Source organism: Blastococcus goldschmidtiae, from assembly GCF_031845325.1.
Classification (GTDB): Bacteria; Actinomycetota; Actinomycetes; order Mycobacteriales; family Geodermatophilaceae; genus Blastococcus; species Blastococcus goldschmidtiae.
On the sequence record NZ_JAVREI010000001.1, the window covers coordinates 100,044 to 116,938 of the forward strand.

Annotated in this window: 16 protein-coding genes and 2 tRNA genes; 8 read left to right on the forward strand and 10 right to left on the reverse strand. The window is 73.5% G+C overall.

Annotated features, from left to right (window positions below):
• The first annotated feature begins 22 nt into the window (after nucleotides 1–22).
• The 6 genes from RM425_RS00515 (at nucleotide 23) to pknB (ending at nucleotide 8,518) form a co-directional block, all read left to right on the forward strand.
• Nucleotides 23–484, forward strand: a complete 462-nt coding sequence (locus tag RM425_RS00515; protein ID WP_311343226.1) for an FHA domain-containing protein FhaB/FipA — start codon at nucleotides 23–25, stop codon at nucleotides 482–484.
• A complete protein-coding gene (locus RM425_RS00520; RefSeq protein ID WP_311343227.1) occupies nucleotides 481–1,824 on the forward strand; it encodes a PP2C family protein-serine/threonine phosphatase in 1,344 nt (447 codons plus the stop codon). Before RM425_RS00515 ends, RM425_RS00520 begins: the two co-directional genes overlap by 4 nt.
• Nucleotides 1,824–3,218, forward strand: a complete 1,395-nt coding sequence (locus tag RM425_RS00525) for an FtsW/RodA/SpoVE family cell cycle protein (protein WP_311343228.1) — start codon at nucleotides 1,824–1,826, stop codon at nucleotides 3,216–3,218. The genes RM425_RS00520 and RM425_RS00525 overlap by 1 nt, the downstream gene beginning before the upstream one ends.
• Nucleotides 3,215–4,654: a peptidoglycan D,D-transpeptidase FtsI family protein gene (locus RM425_RS00530; RefSeq protein ID WP_311343229.1), complete on the forward strand. Its 1,440-nt coding sequence runs from the start codon at nucleotides 3,215–3,217 to the stop codon at nucleotides 4,652–4,654. Before RM425_RS00525 ends, RM425_RS00530 begins: the two co-directional genes overlap by 4 nt.
• Nucleotides 4,654–6,384: a serine/threonine-protein kinase gene (locus RM425_RS00535; RefSeq protein ID WP_311343230.1), complete on the forward strand. Its 1,731-nt coding sequence runs from the start codon at nucleotides 4,654–4,656 to the stop codon at nucleotides 6,382–6,384. Before RM425_RS00530 ends, RM425_RS00535 begins: the two co-directional genes overlap by 1 nt.
• Nucleotides 6,385–6,532: 148 nt before the next feature.
• Nucleotides 6,533–8,518, forward strand: coding sequence for a Stk1 family PASTA domain-containing Ser/Thr kinase (pknB, locus tag RM425_RS00540; RefSeq protein WP_311343231.1), 1,986 nt, complete (start codon nucleotides 6,533–6,535; stop codon nucleotides 8,516–8,518).
• Between the two features lie 74 nt (nucleotides 8,519–8,592).
• On the opposite strand, the gene RM425_RS00545 is transcribed toward pknB, so the two are convergent.
• Both RM425_RS00545 and RM425_RS00550 read right to left on the reverse strand, forming a co-directional pair.
• Nucleotides 8,593–9,276, reverse strand: a complete 684-nt coding sequence (locus RM425_RS00545; RefSeq protein WP_311343232.1) for an aminodeoxychorismate/anthranilate synthase component II — start codon at nucleotides 9,274–9,276, stop codon at nucleotides 8,593–8,595.
• A 37-nt stretch (nucleotides 9,277–9,313) separates the two neighbouring features.
• Complete coding sequence (locus RM425_RS00550; RefSeq protein WP_311343233.1) at nucleotides 9,314–10,042, reverse strand: DUF881 domain-containing protein; 729 nt, start codon at nucleotides 10,040–10,042, stop codon at nucleotides 9,314–9,316.
• Nucleotides 10,043–10,186: 144 nt separating this feature from the next.
• On the opposite strand from RM425_RS00550, the gene crgA reads away from it, so the two are divergent.
• Nucleotides 10,187–10,462, forward strand: coding sequence for a cell division protein CrgA (gene crgA / locus RM425_RS00555; RefSeq protein WP_311343234.1), 276 nt, complete (start codon nucleotides 10,187–10,189; stop codon nucleotides 10,460–10,462).
• Nucleotides 10,463–10,981: 519 nt separating this feature from the next.
• On the opposite strand, the gene RM425_RS00560 is transcribed toward crgA, so the two are convergent.
• Entirely contained in the window at nucleotides 10,982–12,142 is a 1,161-nt protein-coding gene (locus RM425_RS00560) for a thiolase family protein (protein WP_311343235.1), read from the reverse strand.
• A 92-nt stretch (nucleotides 12,143–12,234) separates the two neighbouring features.
• On the opposite strand from RM425_RS00560, the gene RM425_RS00565 reads away from it, so the two are divergent.
• Nucleotides 12,235–12,651: a PH domain-containing protein gene (locus RM425_RS00565; protein WP_311343236.1), complete on the forward strand. Its 417-nt coding sequence runs from the start codon at nucleotides 12,235–12,237 to the stop codon at nucleotides 12,649–12,651.
• Here RM425_RS00565 and RM425_RS00570 read toward each other — a convergent pair.
• The 7 genes from RM425_RS00570 to RM425_RS00600 form a co-directional block, all read right to left on the reverse strand.
• Entirely contained in the window at nucleotides 12,648–13,409 is a 762-nt protein-coding gene (locus RM425_RS00570; protein WP_311343237.1) for a rhomboid family intramembrane serine protease, read from the reverse strand. The genes RM425_RS00565 and RM425_RS00570 overlap by 4 nt on opposite strands.
• A gap of 134 nt (nucleotides 13,410–13,543) precedes the next feature.
• Nucleotides 13,544–14,077: a peptidylprolyl isomerase gene (locus tag RM425_RS00575; protein WP_311343238.1), complete on the reverse strand. Its 534-nt coding sequence runs from the start codon at nucleotides 14,075–14,077 to the stop codon at nucleotides 13,544–13,546.
• Between the two features lie 47 nt (nucleotides 14,078–14,124).
• Complete coding sequence (locus RM425_RS00580) at nucleotides 14,125–15,312, reverse strand: S49 family peptidase (RefSeq protein ID WP_311343239.1); 1,188 nt, start codon at nucleotides 15,310–15,312, stop codon at nucleotides 14,125–14,127.
• Nucleotides 15,313–15,457: 145 nt separating this feature from the next.
• Nucleotides 15,458–15,530 (reverse strand) — tRNA-Ala (locus RM425_RS00585).
• Between the two features lie 23 nt (nucleotides 15,531–15,553).
• Nucleotides 15,554–15,757: a DLW-39 family protein gene (locus RM425_RS00590; RefSeq protein ID WP_311343240.1), complete on the reverse strand. Its 204-nt coding sequence runs from the start codon at nucleotides 15,755–15,757 to the stop codon at nucleotides 15,554–15,556.
• 11 nt (nucleotides 15,758–15,768) lie between these two features.
• A tRNA-Ile gene (locus tag RM425_RS00595) sits at nucleotides 15,769–15,842 on the reverse strand.
• Between the two features lie 56 nt (nucleotides 15,843–15,898).
• Complete coding sequence (locus RM425_RS00600; protein ID WP_311343241.1) at nucleotides 15,899–16,894, reverse strand: DUF3566 domain-containing protein; 996 nt, start codon at nucleotides 16,892–16,894, stop codon at nucleotides 15,899–15,901.
• Nucleotide 16,895: the final 1 nt, after the last annotated feature.

Below are 16,895 nucleotides of genomic sequence, written 5' to 3' on the forward strand. Positions count from 1 at the left end.
TGGTGAGCGAGGTGACCGGGTGATGGCCGAGATCGTGCTGCAGGGGTTCCGTTTCGGGTTCCTCCTCCTGCTGTGGCTGTTCATCTTCGCCGCGTTCCGCGTCGTGCGGGCCGACCTGTTCGGCGGTCGCGCCGGACGCGTGGCGTCGGTCCCGCCGCGGGCGGCCGCCGCGGGCAAGAAGCGCGGCGGCAAGGGCCCGCGCACCCTCGTGGTCACCGCGGGCCCGCTCAGCGGTACCAAGATCACCCTCGGCGAGCAGCCGATCCTCATCGGCCGGGCGGACGACTCGACCCTGGTGCTCACCGACGACTTCGCGAGTTCCCGCCACGCCCGCCTCACCAACCGGGGCGGCCAGTGGTACGTGGAGGACCTCGGCTCCACCAACGGCACCTATCTCGACCAGCAGCGCGTCCAGGGGCCGCTGCTGATCAGCCCCGGCCAGCCGATCCGCATCGGCCAGACCGCGCTGGAGCTGCGCTCATGAGCCTCGTCCTGCGCTACGCAGCGCGATCCGACCGCGGACTGATCCGCGGCAACAACCAGGACTCCGTCTACGCCGGTCCGCGGCTGCTCGCCGTGGCCGACGGGATGGGCGGCCACGCCGCCGGCGACGTCGCCAGCAAGGTGGTGATCGCCGCCCTGCAGCACCTGGACGACGACACCCCGTCCGGTGACATGCTGCAGGCCCTCCGCCAGGGCGTCTTCGACGGCAGCGAGCACCTGCGAGAGGTCATCCGCGACTCCCCGCAGCTCGAGGGCATGGGGACGACGCTCACGGCGATCCTCTTCGCCGGCGGACGGCTGGCGCTGTGCCACGTGGGCGACTCGCGGGCCTACCTGCTCCGCGACGGCGAGTTCACCCAGATCACCCACGACGACACGTTCGTGCAGACGCTGATCGACGACGGCCGGATCACCGCCGAGGAGGCCAACAGCCACCCGCAGCGCTCGCTGCTGCTGCGCGCCCTCAACGGGCAGGAGGTCGAACCCGACCTCTCCATGCGCGAGGCCCGGGCCGGCGACCGGTACCTGCTGTGCTCCGACGGCCTGTCGGGTGTCGTCAGCGAGGAGACCCTCGCCGATGCGCTGGCCGACCCGGACCCGCAGGCAACCGCGGACCGCCTCATCGAGCTGGCGCTGCGCAGCGGCGGCCCCGACAACATCACCGTCATCGTCGCCGACGTCGTGGACGACGACGGCCGCGGCGTGCCCATGGAGCCCGTCGTCGACGGCGCGGCCGGGGACCACATCGGCCAGCGCCAGGTCGACGCCACCTCCGCGGCCGGTCGCGCCGCGCTGGCCGATCCCACGCCGCCCCCGCCGCCGCAGCCCGCACCGCCGACGGGCGGTGGCCCCTCCGCCCGCCGCCGCCCGCTGCGACTCCTCCTCGGGGCGGGGATCCTGCTGGCCGTGCTCGCGGCCGCCGCGATCGGTACCTACGTGTGGGCCCTGCAGCACTGGTTCGTCGGCGTCGACGAGGAGCAGGGTCAGGAGCAGGTGGCGGTCTTCCGCGGGCTCGACGTCTCGCTGCTCGGCCTCGACCTCTTCCGGGTGGACCAGGCCGCCGGCCTCCCCGTCACGGACCTGACGCCGGCGGCGCGCAACCGGGTCCAGGGCGGGATCACCGCCGACGACGCCGACCACGCCGAGCGCATCGTGTCCGCGCTCCGCGACCAGCGCCTGCAGCTCTGCCCCACCGACGAGGACGAACCGACCGACGGGGCCGGCTCGACCGGCACGCCGGAGAGCACCACCGCAGCCGGCACGTCGACCGCGACGACGTCGTCGTCGCGGCCGGGGGTGGACTGCCGGGAGGCCGAGTGATGGCCGGACCGTCGACCGAAGCGCGCGTCGCCCCCGGCACGACCGTCCCCACCCGGCGTGGCACCGAGGCGCTGCTGCTGGCATTCGCCGTGGCGGTCACGCTGGCGGCGCAGTGCATCGTCGACCTCACCGTCACCGGCTCGCTGCGCGCGGAGCTGGCCACCTTCGGCATCTGGTTCACCGCGCTGTGGACCGCCGCGCACCTCGTCGTCCGGAAGTTCGCGCCCTACGCCGACCCCCTCCTGCTGCCCTGCGTGGCCGTGCTCACCGGGCTCGGACTGGTGATGATCCACCGGCTGGACATCGCCGACCCCGAGGCCGGCGCCGACGCCCCCGTACAGCTGCTGTGGGCCACCGTCGGGCTGGCGCTGTTCATCGCCGTGCTCCTGGTGGTCCGTGACCACCGGCTCCTGTCCCGCTACGCCTACATCCTCATGCTGGTGGGCCTGGTGCTGCTCGCCATCCCCGCCGTGCTACCCGCGTCGATGTCGGAGGTCTACGGCGCCAAGATCTGGATCCGCGTCGCCGGCTTCTCCATCCAGCCCGGTGAGTTCGCCAAGATCGCCCTGATCGTCTTCTTCGCCGCCTACCTGGTGGACAAGCGCGACGTCCTGGCGCTGGCCAGCCGCAAGGTGATGGGGCTGGAGTTCCCCCGTGGCCGCGACCTCGGGCCGGTTCTCGTCGTCTGGGTCGTCTCCATCCTGGTCCTGGTCTTCGAGCGCGACCTGGGCAGCTCGCTCCTGCTGTTCGGCATCTTCGTCGCGATGATCTACGTGGCCACCGAACGGGCCAGCTGGGTGGTCATCGGCCTCGTGCTCTTCGCCGGTGGCGCGACGATCGCCTACCGGGCCTTCGGCCACGTGCAGGCCCGCGTGGACACCTGGCTGGACCCCTTCGCCTACTACGACGGCGCGGGCTACCAGGTCGCGCAGTCGCTGTTCGGCCTGGGCACCGGCGGGCTGTTCGGTGCCGGGCTCGGCGGCGGACGGCCCGACGCGGTGCCCATCGCCAAGAGCGACTTCATCGGCTCGGCCATCGGTGAGGAGCTGGGCCTGTTCGGCTTCGCCGCGGTGATCCTCGTCTACCTGATCCTCGTCGAGCGCGGCCTGCGCACCTCGCTGATCGTGCGGGACCCCTTCGGCAAGCTGCTGGCGGCCGGTCTCTCGTTCGCCGTGGCCTGGCAGCTGTTCGTCGTCCTGGGCGGGGTCACCGGCCTGCTGCCGCTCACCGGCCTCACCACGCCGTTCCTCGCCTACGGCGGTTCCTCGCTGGTGGCGAACTTCGGCCTGGTCGCCCTGCTGGTGCGGATCAGCGACGCCGCCCGCCGGCCGGCCGCGCCGCACGTGGCCCCGCAGCGGCTGACCGATGCGCCGACCGAGGTGGTGACCCCGTGAACGCGCCGCTGCGCCGCGTGGCGATCAGCGTGCTGGTGCTCTTCACGCTGCTGATCCTGAACATCAACTACATCCAGGTCGTCCGCTCCGACGAGCTGCGCGACGACCGGCGCAACACCCGGGTCCTGGCCGACGAGTACTCCCGCGAGCGCGGCTCGATCGTCGTCGACGGCCAGCCGATCGCGCTGTCGGTGCCCACCGACGACCGGCTCAAGTACCTGCGCCAGTACCCGCAGGGGCCTCTGTACGCGCCGGTGACCGGCTACTACTCGGTGATCTACGGCGCCACCCGCATGGAGCAGGAGGCCAACGAACTGCTCGCCGGCACCGACGACCGGCTGTTCGTGCGGCGGATCTCCGACCTGTTCACCGGCCGCGACCCCTCCGGCGGCGACGTCGTCCTCACCCTGGACCCGGCCGTGCAGCAGGCCGCGATGGCCGGCCTCGAGGGCCAGGTGGGCGCGGTCGTGGCCCTGGACCCCACCACCGGCGCCGTCCTCGGGCTGGCGAGCACCCCCACCTACGACCCCAACCTGCTGGCCGGCCACGACCTCGATGCCGTGCGCGACGCAGCGGACCTGCTCGAGGCGGCCGACCCCGACCCGCGGACCAACCAGGCGATCGACGAGCGCTACTCGCCCGGCTCGATCTTCAAGGTGATCGTCGCGGCCGCGGCGCTGGAGGAGGGCTACACGCCGGAGACCGTCGTCCCCGCGCCCCGCATCCTGCAGCTCCCCGGCACCACCACCGACCTGGAGAACTTCAACGGGTCGGCCTGCAGCGAAAGCGGTGAGCAGCCGTTGATCGACGCGCTCACGATCTCCTGCAACACCGCCTTCGCCCAGCTCGGCATCGACCTCGGCGAGGACGCCGTCCGCGACATGGCCGAGGCGTTCGGGATCGACGGCGAGGGCTTCTCGATACCGCTGGAGGTCGAGGGCAGCACCGTCGGGGACATCGAGAACGACGCCGAGCTCGGCGTCAGCTCCATCGGCCAGCAGGACGTGCAGGTCACCCCGATGCAGGCGGCGATGATCGCCGCGGCGGTGGCCAACGACGGCGTCCTGATGAAGCCCTACCTGGTCGACCAGCTGCTCGCCCCGGACCTCACGGTCATCGACGAGACCGACCCCGAGGTGTTCGCCGAGCCCGTGTCGGAGGCGATCGCGGACCAGCTGACCGAGATGATGGCCAGCGTCGTGGCGAACGGTTCCGGTCGCGCTGCCCGCATCTCCGGCGTCCAGGTGGCGGGCAAGACCGGGACGGCGGAGAACGCCGGCCCCGACCACAACTGGTTCATCGGCTTCGCGCCGGCCGACGAGCCCCGGATCGCCGTCGCGGTGTTCGTCCGCAACGGTGGAGGGACGGGTGGGGACGTGTCCGCGCCCATCGCCCGCCGGGTCATCGAGGCCTACCTCGACGGGCAGGAGGGCTGATGACGCTGGCCACCGGCAGCCTGCTCGCGGGCCGCTACGAGATCACCGCCCCGATCGCCGTGGGCGGCATGGGCGAGGTCTGGAAGGCCCGCGACCAGGTGCTCGACCGCGTCGTCGCGGCCAAGGTGCTGAAGAGCGAGTACACCGACGACCCGAGCTTCCTGGCCCGCTTCCGCAACGAGGCGCGGCACACCGCGGCGCTGTCGCACCCGAACATCGCCTCGGTCTACGACTACGGGGAGACCGTCGACGACACCGGCACCAAGAAGCTGGCCTTCCTGGTCATGGAGTTCGTCGAGGGGCAGCCCCTGGTGACGATCCTGCACGAGGAGGGGCGGCTGCCGGTCGACTGGACGCTGCACGTGCTCGAGCAGTCCGCGGAGGGGCTGTCCGCGGCGCACCGCGCCGGCGTCGTCCACCGCGACATCAAGCCGGGCAACCTCATGGTGCGCCCCGACGGCGTGGTGAAGCTGACCGACTTCGGCATCGCCCAGGCCCGGGACGCCACGCCGCTGACCCGCACGGGCATGGTGGTGGGCACCGCCCAGTACCTCTCCCCCGAGCAGGCCCAGGGCATGGAGGTCAACGCCTCCTCGGACGTCTACTCCCTCGGCGTCGTGGCCTACGAGTGCCTGACCGGCGGCCGGCCGTTCGACGGCACCTCCCAGGTGGCCATCGCGCTCGCGCACATCAACCGCCCCCCGCCGCCGCTCCCGGCCGAGGTCCCGCCGGCGGTCCGGCTGCTGGTCGAGCGGGCGCTGGCGAAGGACCCGGCCGACCGGTTCCCCGACGGCGGGGCCTTCGCCGACGCCGTCCGGCGGGTCGCCGCCGGCGGCACCCTCGCGCCGGTGGGCCCCGCGACGGCGCCGACCCAGGTCGTCGGCGGCGGCTTCGCCGACGGCCGGACCACGGTCCTGGCCGCGCAGACCGGCGCGCTGACCGGTACCCGTGCCCTCTCCCCCACGACCGGTCCGGCCGCCATGCCCCCACTGCACGGGCCGGCGGACGACGACGACTGGAGGGCCCACGACGACGGCCCCGCACCCGCCAGGCGGCGCCGCTGGGCGTGGCTGCTGGTGGCGCTGGTCGTGCTCCTGCTGGTCGGCGGAGGCACCGCGCTGCTGATCAACCAGGGCGGCGGCACCGATGGCGGCCGCACCGCCACCCCGACGGGGACGACGAGCGACACCACGGCGCCCGCGGCCGGCGTGGTCATCGGTCCGGCCAGCGCCTACATCGGTGAGGACGCCGACGACGTGGCCGCCGAGCTGGAGGGCCTCGACCTGGTCGTGCAGCGGGCGTCGGCCGACGACGCGACGCTCGCCGAGCTGGGCATGGACCTCGACGAGAACGCCGTCGCCGCCATCACGCCGGCCGGCAGAACCGTGCCGGCCGGGAGCACCGTGGTCCTCACCGTCGCCGAGGACGGCTGGACGGTCGAGGGGGAGGAGGAGCCGCAGCCGCAGGAGGAGCCGGAGCAGTCAGCACCCGCTCCCGCCCCCGAGCCCGAGCCCGAGCCCGAGCCGACCGTCGAGCCGACCCCGACCGCTCAGCCGACCACCGACGCGCCTACCCCGACCCCGAGCCCCACCCCGAGCACCGAGCCGTCCACCACGGCCACCACGCTGCCCGGCCAGCCCGGCGACGAGGAGACCCCGACGGCCACGCCGACCAGCAGCGACGTGGGGGCGGACCCTCCTGAGGCGGCTGCTGCGGAAGTGACCGGGTGATCTGGCTGACCCTTCCCGGTTACCCGGGAGCGCGGCGTCCCGCCGCTAGGCTCGCCGACGGCATCCTGCCCGCAGCGCGCCCCGCCCGCTGCCCGCGTGCCGCGCCCGGTTCCCGGACGACGCACGCACCAGTTCGAGAGGACCTCCGATGACCACGCCGCAGGTGCTCGGCGAGCGCTACGAGATCGGCGGGGTGCTCGGCCGCGGTGGTATGGCCGAGGTGCACCTCGGCCGCGACCTCAGGCTCGGACGCGAGGTGGCGGTCAAGGTACTCCGCAGCGACCTGGCCCGCGACCCCTCCTTCCAGGTCCGCTTCCGCCGGGAGGCGCAGGCCTCGGCCTCGCTGAACCACCCGGCCATCGTCGCGGTGTACGACACCGGGGAGGACCGCACCGCGCTCGGCGCCACCCCCTACATCGTCATGGAGTACGTCGAGGGCGAGACGCTGCGCGACGTGCTGCGGCGCGAGGGCGCGCTCTCCCCCGAACGCGCCATGACCCTGGCCGCCGACATCAGCGGCGCCCTGGACTTCAGCCACCGCAACGGCATCGTGCACCGCGACGTGAAGCCCGGGAACGTGATGATCACCCCCCAGGGCACCGTCAAGGTGATGGACTTCGGCATCGCGCGGGCGGTCTCCGACTCCGCCGCGACGATGACGTCGACCGCCGCCGTCATAGGGACCGCCCAGTACCTGTCGCCGGAGCAGGCGCGCGGCGAGAGCGTCGACGCCCGGTCCGACGTCTACTCCCTGGGCTGCCTGCTCTACGAGCTGGCCACGGGCGCGCCGCCCTTCACCGGCGACTCCCCCGTCTCGGTGGCCTACCAGCACGTGCGCGAGGACCCGCGGCTGCCGTCGTCCATCAACCCCGCCGTCCCGGCCGAGCTCGACGCGATCCTGCTCAAGGCCATGAGCAAGAACCCGGCCAACCGCTACCAGTCCGCCGCGGAGATGCGCAACGACCTGCTGCGCGCACTGGCCGGCCAGCGCGTCGAGGCCACCCCCGTCATGGGGGACGCGGAGAAGACCGCCATCATCGGCGCCGTCCCGGCCGGCTACGACGACTGGGACGGCGAGGAGGAGCAGGCCCAGCGCCGCAAGCGCCGGATCATCATCGCCGTCGTCTCCGTCCTGGCCGTCCTGCTCCTGGGCGGGGCGATCGCTGCCGCGATGTCGATGGGCGGGGACGACCCCGCCGACGACCCGGTCGCCACCCAGGTCCAGGTGCCGCCGCTGCGGGGCCTCCCCGAGGCCGAGGCGCGGACCGCGCTCACCGACGCCGGTCTGGAGGCCGATGAGGTCACGACGCGGGTGACGACCGTCGACACCGAGCTCGGCGCGGTGCTCGACAGCGACCCGGCCGGCGGTGCCCAGGTCGCCCGGGGGACGGCGGTGGACCTGGTCGTCGGCGTCGCGCCCGACACCGTGCTGGTGCCCGGCGTCATCGGCCTCGACGAGCAGCGGGCCCGTGCGGCCCTGCAGGCAGCCGGTTTCGACGGGACCGTGCAGGTGGAGGAGGTCGAGTCCCTCGAGCGCCCGGGCTCCGTCGCCGAGGTGACCCCGGATGAGGGCCAGGCCGTGCCTCCGGAGGGCACCGTCGTCCTCGGCATCTCCACCGGCTCGATCGAGGTGCCCGATCTACGCAACCGGAGCGAGGCCGACGCCCGCGGCGTGCTGACCGCGGCCGGCTTCAGCGAGGCCCAGATCAACACCGAGCAGGTCGACTCGGACCAACCGCCCGGCACCGTCGTGGCGACCACCCCCGGTGGTGGCAGCGCCGCCTCGGCCGACACCCGGATCGTGCTGCAGGTCTCGGGTGGCCCCGGCGACATCGTCGTCCTCAACGTGCGCGGTCAGTCGCCGAGCGCGGCCGAGGCCAACCTACGGGCCGCCGGGTTCACCGACATCCAGCAGCAGCCCACGGAGAACGACGGTTCGGTCCGCGAGGGCACGGTGCTGACCACCGACCCCGAACCCGGCACCACCGTCCCGGCGACCGAGACGATCGTGCTGCTGGTCGCCGGACCGGACGAGCCGGCCGACACCGGGGACGACGACGAGGGTGACGGCACCGGGGGCACCGACAGTCCCGGCGGCGGCGCGGGCGACACCGGCGGCACCGGCGGCGGATAGCCGGACCTCCGCACCACGACGAAGGGCTCCTCCCGATCCGGGAGGAGCCCTTCGACGTTCCGCGCGCCGGGCGGTCAGGCGGTGGCCGCGTTGAGCCGCTCCGCGGCCGCGGAGGCCGCCTCCAGGGCCGCGGGATCGGGTGCCAGCCCGCAGGAGGTCAGCCACGTGGCCAGCATGCGGTGACCGCCCTCGGTCAGCACCGACTCCGGGTGGAATTGGACGCCCTCGATGGGCAGCTCGCGGTGGCGCAGGGCCATCACGATGCCCGAGGGGGTGTGTCCGGTGACCTCGAGCTCGTCAGGCACCGTGGCGGCGTCGACGGCGAGCGAGTGGTACCTGGTGGCGGTGAAGGGCGAGGGCAGCCCCGCGAGCACGCCCGTGCCGTCGTGCACGACCTGGCTGGTCTTGCCGTGCAGCAGCTCGGGAGCGCGCACCACCTCGCCACCGAACGCCTCGGCGATCGCCTGGTGCCCGAGGCACACCCCGAGCACGGGCACGCCCTGCCCGGCCGCAGCGCGCACCATGGGCACGGTCACGCCGGCCCCCGCAGGGGTCCCGGGGCCCGGGGAGAGCAGCACACCGGCGACGTCGAGGTCGGCGAGCTCCTCGCCGGTGACGGCGTCGTTGCGCCGCACGATGCAGCGCACCCCGAGCTGGCCGAGGTACTGCACGAGGTTGTAGACGAAGCTGTCGAAGTTGTCGACGACGAGGACGGGACGCCCGTCGGCGGTCCCGGCGGGGTGGCTCTCGGCGGGCACGGTTCTCCCGGATGTCGGCTCTGTCGGGCGCTGCGGCTCAGCCTGCGACGGCGTGCTGCAGGGTGAGCGGCCCATCGTAGGCGGGCAGCTCCACCTGCGGCTGCTCGCGGACCTCGTAGGTCAGCCCGAACGCGTCCACCACCTGCCGGAAGACGGCGATCTGCGGTGAGTCGGCCAGCTCCTCCCGCGCCGCGGCGGCGTCGACCACGGCGGTGACGACGAAGGGCGGCGAGTAGGTGCGCCCCTGCAGCAGCAGGGTGTTCCCGACGCAGCGGACCGCGCTGGTGGCGATGAGCCGCTGGTCCATGACCGCGACCCCGGTGGCGCCCGCGGCCCACATGGCGTTGACGACCGCCTGCACGTCGGACTGGTGGATGACCAGGTCGTCGGGCCGGGCACCCACCGGGAGGGTGCCGTCGGGCCGGCGCGGGGCATCGTCGAGGGTGATCTGCAGGCCGGTGCCTCCGACGGCGGAGAGCCCGGCGGCGGGGACGCCCTGCTCGCCCGCGGTGCGCGCCTCGGCGACGGCGCCGTCGCGGGCCGCGGCCTGCTCGGTGAGCAGCTCGGAGCGCCGCTGCAGCTGGGCCAGGCGCCGCTCCTGATCGGCGATCGCGTCGTCGCGCTCGCGGATCAGGGCGGAGAGCTCGGTGACCTCGCCGGCGCGCAGGTCGGTGCCCTGTGCGGTCCGTCCGGAGGTCGCGAAGAGCACGCCGGCAGCCATCGCCACCACCGGCACCAGGGCGCCCCAGGCCGACAGACGGGCCACGGGCACCTCCGGCGTATCGGGGCGGGACGACGGTCATCGGGCACGCCGCCACCGTGGCGGCGTCGCCGTGCTCCCGCCACAGCTTAGGCTGGACTCCGTCGCGGCCGGTGAGGACGCACCCGGCCACCCGGAGGGAGCAGGTACGTGCCCAAGTCGAAGGTGCGCAAGAAATCGGTCTACACGCCCCCCGAGGGTGTGCTGCAGGCGCGGTCGGCGGAGCAGGCCCGCATCGCGCAGCCCAGCCCCCGCTGGTACGTCGTGCTCATGATCGGGCTGATGCTGCTCGGCCTGCTGTGGATCGTCGTCTTCTACATCGCCGGCGACGACATCCCGTTCATGGTCTCGCTGGGGGCGTGGAACTTCGCCATCGGCTTCGGCGCCATGGTGGCCGGCCTGGTCATGTCGATGCGCTGGCGCTGAAGAAGCACCCCGTTCCCCCCACGCTTCGCTCGCTCAGCGCGGGCCCCTGAACGGGGCCGAGGCCCTCGTCCCTGCCGGGACGGGGGCCTTCGTCGTTCTGTGGCCCCCGTCCCGGGTCCCGCCCCGAGCCTGCGAGGGGTGGGGAGGACGGGGGTCCTTCCATGTGCACAGCCGATCGCGTCCGTCCACAGGTCGACATGGCGCCCCGCCCCCAGGGTTGTCCACCGGATGTGGAGGGACGGGACCGGCCCGTATCGCTCTGACCTGGGCGTTTCCCCGGGCTGGGACGCGTGTGACGGATCATCCGCGCGCGTAACTACACCTGTGTGAGTCTGTCCCCAGCTGTGTACGCAGCTGTGGACGAGTCGACATGTCCGCCGGTGCGGAGCGGTGGATGCAGCCCCTCCATACCCGCTCTGACCTGCGACGACACCTCGGCGCCCGGAGACGACCGCAGCCCCCGACGCGCGCGGTGGCGTCGGGGGCTGCGCTCGGTGGTCCCGACGGGACCGCCGTCGATCAGGCGTCGATGAGCTCCAGGATGGTGGCGTTGGCCATGCCGCCGCCCTCGCACATCGTCTGCAGGCCGTAGCGGCTGCCGGTGGCGCGCATCTGGTGGATGAGCGTGGTCATCAGGCGGGCGCCGGAGCCGCCCAGCGGGTGCCCGAGGGCGATCGCCCCACCGTGCGGGTTGAGGCGGTCGGGGTTGGCGCCGGTCTCGGCCAGCCACGCCAGGGGCACGGGCGCGAACGCCTCGTTGACCTCGTAGACGCCGATGTCGTCGATCGACAGTCCCGAGCGGTCCAGCAGCTTCTTCGTGGCCGGGATGGGCGCGGTCAGCATGATGACCGGGTCGTCGCCGGCCATGACCGTGGTGTGGATGCGCACGAGCGGGGTCAGGCCGAGCTCGCGGGCCTTCTCGCTGGTGGTGACCAGCAGGGCGGCGGAGCCGTCGGAGATCTGGCTGGCGTTGCCGGCGCTGATCACGCCGCCCTCCTTGAAGGGCGTCTTCAGGGAGCCGAGCTTCTCCAGCGTGCCGCCGGGGCGGATGCCCTCGTCGGCGCTGACCAGGCCCTCGGGGGTGGTGACCGGGGCGATCTCCTCCTCGAAGGCGCCGTCGGCCTGCGCCTTGGCCGCCTTCTCGTGCGAGGAGAGGGCGAACTCGTCGAGCTGCGTGCGGGAGAAGCCCCAGCGCTCGGCGATCATCTCGGCGCCCACGCCCTGGTTGATGGTCACGCCGTCGTAGCGCTCCGCGAACTTCGGGCCCATCGGGCGGCCGGCCCCGGACGCGGGGTTGCTGGCCGAGCCCATGGGAACGCGGCTCATCATCTCCACACCGCCGGCGACGACGACGTCGGCCTGGCCGCTGATGACGGTGGCCGCGGCGAAGGCGACGGACTGCTGCGACGAGCCGCACTGCCGGTCGACGGTGGTGCCGGGGACGGACTCCGGCCAGCCGGCGGCCAGGGCAGCGCTGCGGGCGATGTTGAAGGTCTGCTCACCGACCTGGCTGACGCAGCCCCAGATGACGTCCTCGATGACGGCCGGGTCGATGCCGGCCCGCTCCACCAGGGACTCGAGCACGTGCGCGGAGAGGTCGACGGCGTGCACGCCCGACAGCCCTCCGCCTCGCTTGCCCACCGGCGTGCGAACGGCGGCACAGATGACGGCATCCCGCATGGACCTACTCCTCGTCGACGATTCGGGCGAGGCCAAACGGTCCGCCCTGACTGTCATCGTATGACGTAGCCCTCTTCTGGCAAGGTCCCCCCGTGACCTGGACCACCCGGACGGCCGAGACGGCGCTCTCGATCGGGATGGGCGTGCTGCTCGCCGCGGGAGTCCCCGTCGTGGCCGACATCCCCGGCCGGATCCTGCTGACCCTCGGATCGGCGCTGTTCCTGGCGCAGGCGGCGCGGGACCTGCTGCAGCGCCCGCGGCTCGCGGCCGGCCCGGACGGGATCCGGGTACGCCGGCTCATCGGAGGGGTGCACCTGCCGTGGGACCGGCTGCGCATCGGCGTCCGCGAGACCCGCCGCCTGGGCCTGCGGACCCCCACCCTCGAGCTGGACACCGCCGCCGGCCCGGACGACGACGACGGAGTGCTCGTGGTGCTGGGCCGCCGGGACCTGGGTGCCGATCCGTCCGCGGTGGCCCGCGAGCTGCGCCGGCTGGACCCGACGGCCTAGAGGTCCAGCACGGTCAGCGTCGGCACCGTCAGGGAGACGACGAGCAGCGCGACGCCCAGCAGCGCCAGTGCCGCGACCTGGAGGTGGGGCCGGCGGCGGAGCAGCAGCAGGACCCCGGCGGCCAGCGCACCCGCCACCAGTCCTCCGAGGTGGCCGAGCAGCGAGATCCCCGGCAGGAAGCTGATGAAGACGTTGATCGCGAGCAGGGTCAGCAGACCGCGGACGTCCTGCCGGCTCGCCAGCATCAGCACGCCGAGAGCGCCGAGCAGCCCGTAGATGGCGGCCGACGCACCGGCGACCACGACCCTCGGGTCGCCCAGGAGCTGGATGGCCACCGCGCCGCCCAGCGCCGAGGCGAGATAGACGGCGAGGTAGCGCGCCCATCCCAGCTGGCGCTCCAGCTCGGAGCCGAAGAGCAGCAGGGCCAGCATGTTCATCGCCAGGTGCACCGGGCCGATGTGCAGGAACGCCGCGGTGAGGACCCGCCACCACTCGTCCAGGTAGTGGACGCCGGCCGGCCACTGCGCGAGGTCGACGAAGACGGGGGACCGCTGGTTGTCCGCCGGGGAGTTGCCCACCGAGAAGGCCGACACCGCCGTGACGACGAACATCGCCACGTTGAGCGCGATCAGGCCCAGGGTGACGACACCCCACCGCCGTCCCGCCGTCCGAAGGGTGCGCGGGCGTGCCGTGCGCACCGTGGCGTTGCCGGCCGCGACGCACTGCGGGCACTGGAAACCGACCGAGGCCGGGACCATGCACTCCGGGCAGACGGGCCGCCCGCAGCGCGTGCAGGAGATCCCCGTGGGCCGGTCGGGGTGCCGGTAGCAGGTGGCGGGCGGGGGCGCCGGCCGGTTCCCCGCGCCGGCGCCCCCGTCGTCCGGGGTGGTGGTCAGCTGCGCTGCACCTCGACGGACTCGATCACGACGTCCTCGAGCGGCTTGTCGCCTCGCGCGGTGGGGACGGCGGCGATCGTGTCCACGACGTCCCGGCCGGCCTGGTCGGCCACCTCGCCGAAGATGGTGTGCTTCCGGTTCAGGTGCGGGGTCGGGCCCACGGTGATGAAGAACTGCGAGCCGTTGGTGCCCGGCCCGGCGTTGGCCATGGCCAGCAGGTAGGGCCGGTCGAAGGACAGCTCGGGGTGGAACTCGTCGCCGAACTGGTAGCCCGGGCCACCGATGCCCTGACCGAGCGGGTCGCCGCCCTGGATCATGAAGCCGGAGATGACCCGGTGGAAGATCGTGCCGTCGTAGAGCTTGTCGGTGGTCTTCTGCCGAGTCTGCGGGTGCGTCCACTCGCGGGCGCCCTCGGCGAGGTCGGCGAAGTTCGCGACCGTCTTGGGGGCGTGGTCGGGGAACAGATCCACGGTGATGTCCCCGTGGTTGGTGTGCAGGACCGCGCGGCGGGCGGGAGTCGATTCAGTCACCCCTCCACTCTCCCACTGGTGCGCGACCGGTGAGGCGGCCGGTGTGCTCAGCTCCCGGAGCAGGGGACCGAGAGCTCCCCGTGGAAGGCGAGCACGAGGGGCGCGCCGGTGCACACGGTGCTCAGCCCGGGCTCCAGGGCCTCCGCCGCGGTGCCGCCTCCGGGCGACCGCGCCGAGAGCAGGGACTCGAGCAGACCCGGGCCGCTGATCCGGTCCACGCGGGTGTCCTCGGGGTCGGCGCCGTTCATCTCGGCGGCGTACCGGTAGGCCTCGTCCCGGCCCATGACCCGGTCGACCAGGCCGCGCTCGACGGCGGTGGAGCTGTCGAACACGAATGCGCCCAGCTCGTCGACGATGGTCTGGGCCGGGATGCCGCGCGCCTCGGACACCCACGCGACGAACGCGGCGTACTCGCGGTCCAGGCCGGCGCCGAGCACCGCCCGCTCCTCCTCGGTCATGTCGCGGTAGGGGTTGCCGAGGTCCTTGCCGCGGCCCCGGGACAGGTACTCCTCGGTGATGCCGCCGTCGGTGGTGACGCCCGGCTCCAGCAGCGAACCCGGGATGCCGGTGACGTCCCGGAAGCGCTGGAAGGGGCCCATGATGACGCCGATGCTGCCGACGAGGCTGCCGTGGTCGGCCACGATCTGGTCGGCCCCGGCCATGGCGTAGACCCCGCCGGAGGCGGACATCCCCTGCACGTGGGCCATCACCTGGTTGCCGGTCCGCTCCTGGTAGCGCTGCACGGCGTCGGCGATGGCGCGGGAGCCGTAGATCGTGCCGCCCGGGGTGTTCACCTCCAGGATCAGCCCGTCGGCGTCGTCCTCGTCCAGGGCGTCGATGGTGTCGGCGACCTCGTAGCCGTAGGTGGCGCCACCGAAGACGGCGCCGTCGCTCTCCCCGCCGAGGATCACCCCGGTGACCGGGACCGCGAGCAGCCTCGACTCCGCCGTGGACTCGCCCCAGGCCAGCTCGGTCGCCGGATCGCTCGTCGCGTCCCCGCCACCCCCGGAGACCAGCCCGACCAGGGCCACCACCATGACGACGACCAGGCCCACGCCCACCACACCGAGGCCCAGCCCGGCGCCGAGGCTCGCGCCCAGGCCGAGACCGAAGCCGCGCCGGAAGGGGCTGGGCTCGCGCACGAACGGAGGGGGCGCCGGGCGCCAGCCGGGCGGCGGGGGTGGCGGCGCGGCAGGTGGTACCGGCGCGGCGGGTGGCGGCTGCTCGGTGCTCACGTCGGGACCTCCGGGGTCTCGGGACAGCGGGACGCGACGCTACTGACCCCGGTCGCAGGCGGGCGCCGACGCGCCGTCCCGTCACGACCCCGTGACCGGCCGCGGCGGTGACGTGCGGTCGACCGGCGGGTCCGGTGTCGAGGAGTGGAGACGAGGGGAATCGAACCCCTAACCCCCGCCTTGCAAAGGCGGTGCTCTGCCAATTGAGCTACGTCCCCGGCGGGGCCGGGGCCCCGGTGGATCAGCGTGCGGTGGGAGTGCTGACGGCCTGGGGGCCGCTGGTGGCCTCGCGCCAGAGGTCGGCCTCGACCTTGCCGCTCGAGCGCTTGCGGACGGCAGCCACGGCTCCGACGGCCGCTGCGACCAGCGCCAGCTTCTTCAGCACGCGGAAGACCTCCTGGGCGGTCGGTGCGCCGTGGTGCACGGCGTGCGGTACCGGAGGCACCGGCACACGGGTGGGCCTGGGAGGACTTGAACCTCCGGCCTCATCCTTATCAGGGATGCGCTCTAACCGCCTGAGCTACAGGCCCGTGAACCTCGAACAGCGTACCTGGGACGACGAGGACCCCCGGAGGGGGGTCCTCGCTCAGTCCCGTTCGGAGAGGGTGACCTCGAGGCCGCCGACGAGGTCGGAGCACATGTTGTAGATGAAGGTCCCCACCGTGCACAGCGCCGTGAGCAGCACGATGTTGATGGCGCCGATGATCGCCGCGCCGCCGAACACGACGCCCGGGGTCAGCACCTCGCTGCCCTCCTCCGAGCCGCTCTCGGTGCCCAGCTGACCGAACAGCTCGTTGAGGGTGTCGAAGACGCCGAGCGCGTTGAGCACCAGGTAGAGCACGCCGACGGCGACCATCCAGATGAAGAACAGCGCGATCGACAGGACCAGCGAGATCTTCAGCGCAGACCAGGTGTCGATGTGCCGCAGCTGCAGCCGGGCCCGGCGCGGACCGCGGCCGGAGGACCGTCCCGGACGTCCCGTGGCGGCACCGGTCTGAGCCCGGCCACCCGACGGGGCTCCTGCGCCGGACGGGGCTCCTCCGCCGGACGGGGCTCCTCCGCCGGACGGCGGAACCGGCACCGGCGGGACCGCTGCCGGCGGAGCGGCAGCGGGGGTCGCGCCGGTGGCGCGCTGGCTGCCGGCAACCGGGATGGACTGCGTCCCGGTGGCCGGCGCGGCCGGAGCCTTGGCTGCGGCCTGCGCTCCCGTGGTCGGGATGGACTGCGTGCCGGTGGTCGGGATGGACTGGGTCCCGGTGGTGGAACCGGACTGCGTCCCCTTGGTGGGGCCGGCCGGCGCCGCCGGAGCCTTGGCTGCGGCCTGCGCCCCCGTGATGGGGATGGACTGCGTGCCCGTGGTCGGGATGGACTGCGTCCCCGTGGTCGGGATGGACTGCGTCCCCGTGGTCGGGATGGACTGCGTCCCGGTGCCGGGGGCGGACTGACCGGCGGCCTGCTGACCGGTCGCACCCTCCTGCCCCGAGAGCTGTGCGTTCCCACCCTCGCCGGGCGAGTCGCCACCGGTCGGGCCGTCTCCCCCGCGGGACCCGGTGCGCACCGAACCCTGTGGCCGGTCGCTCATG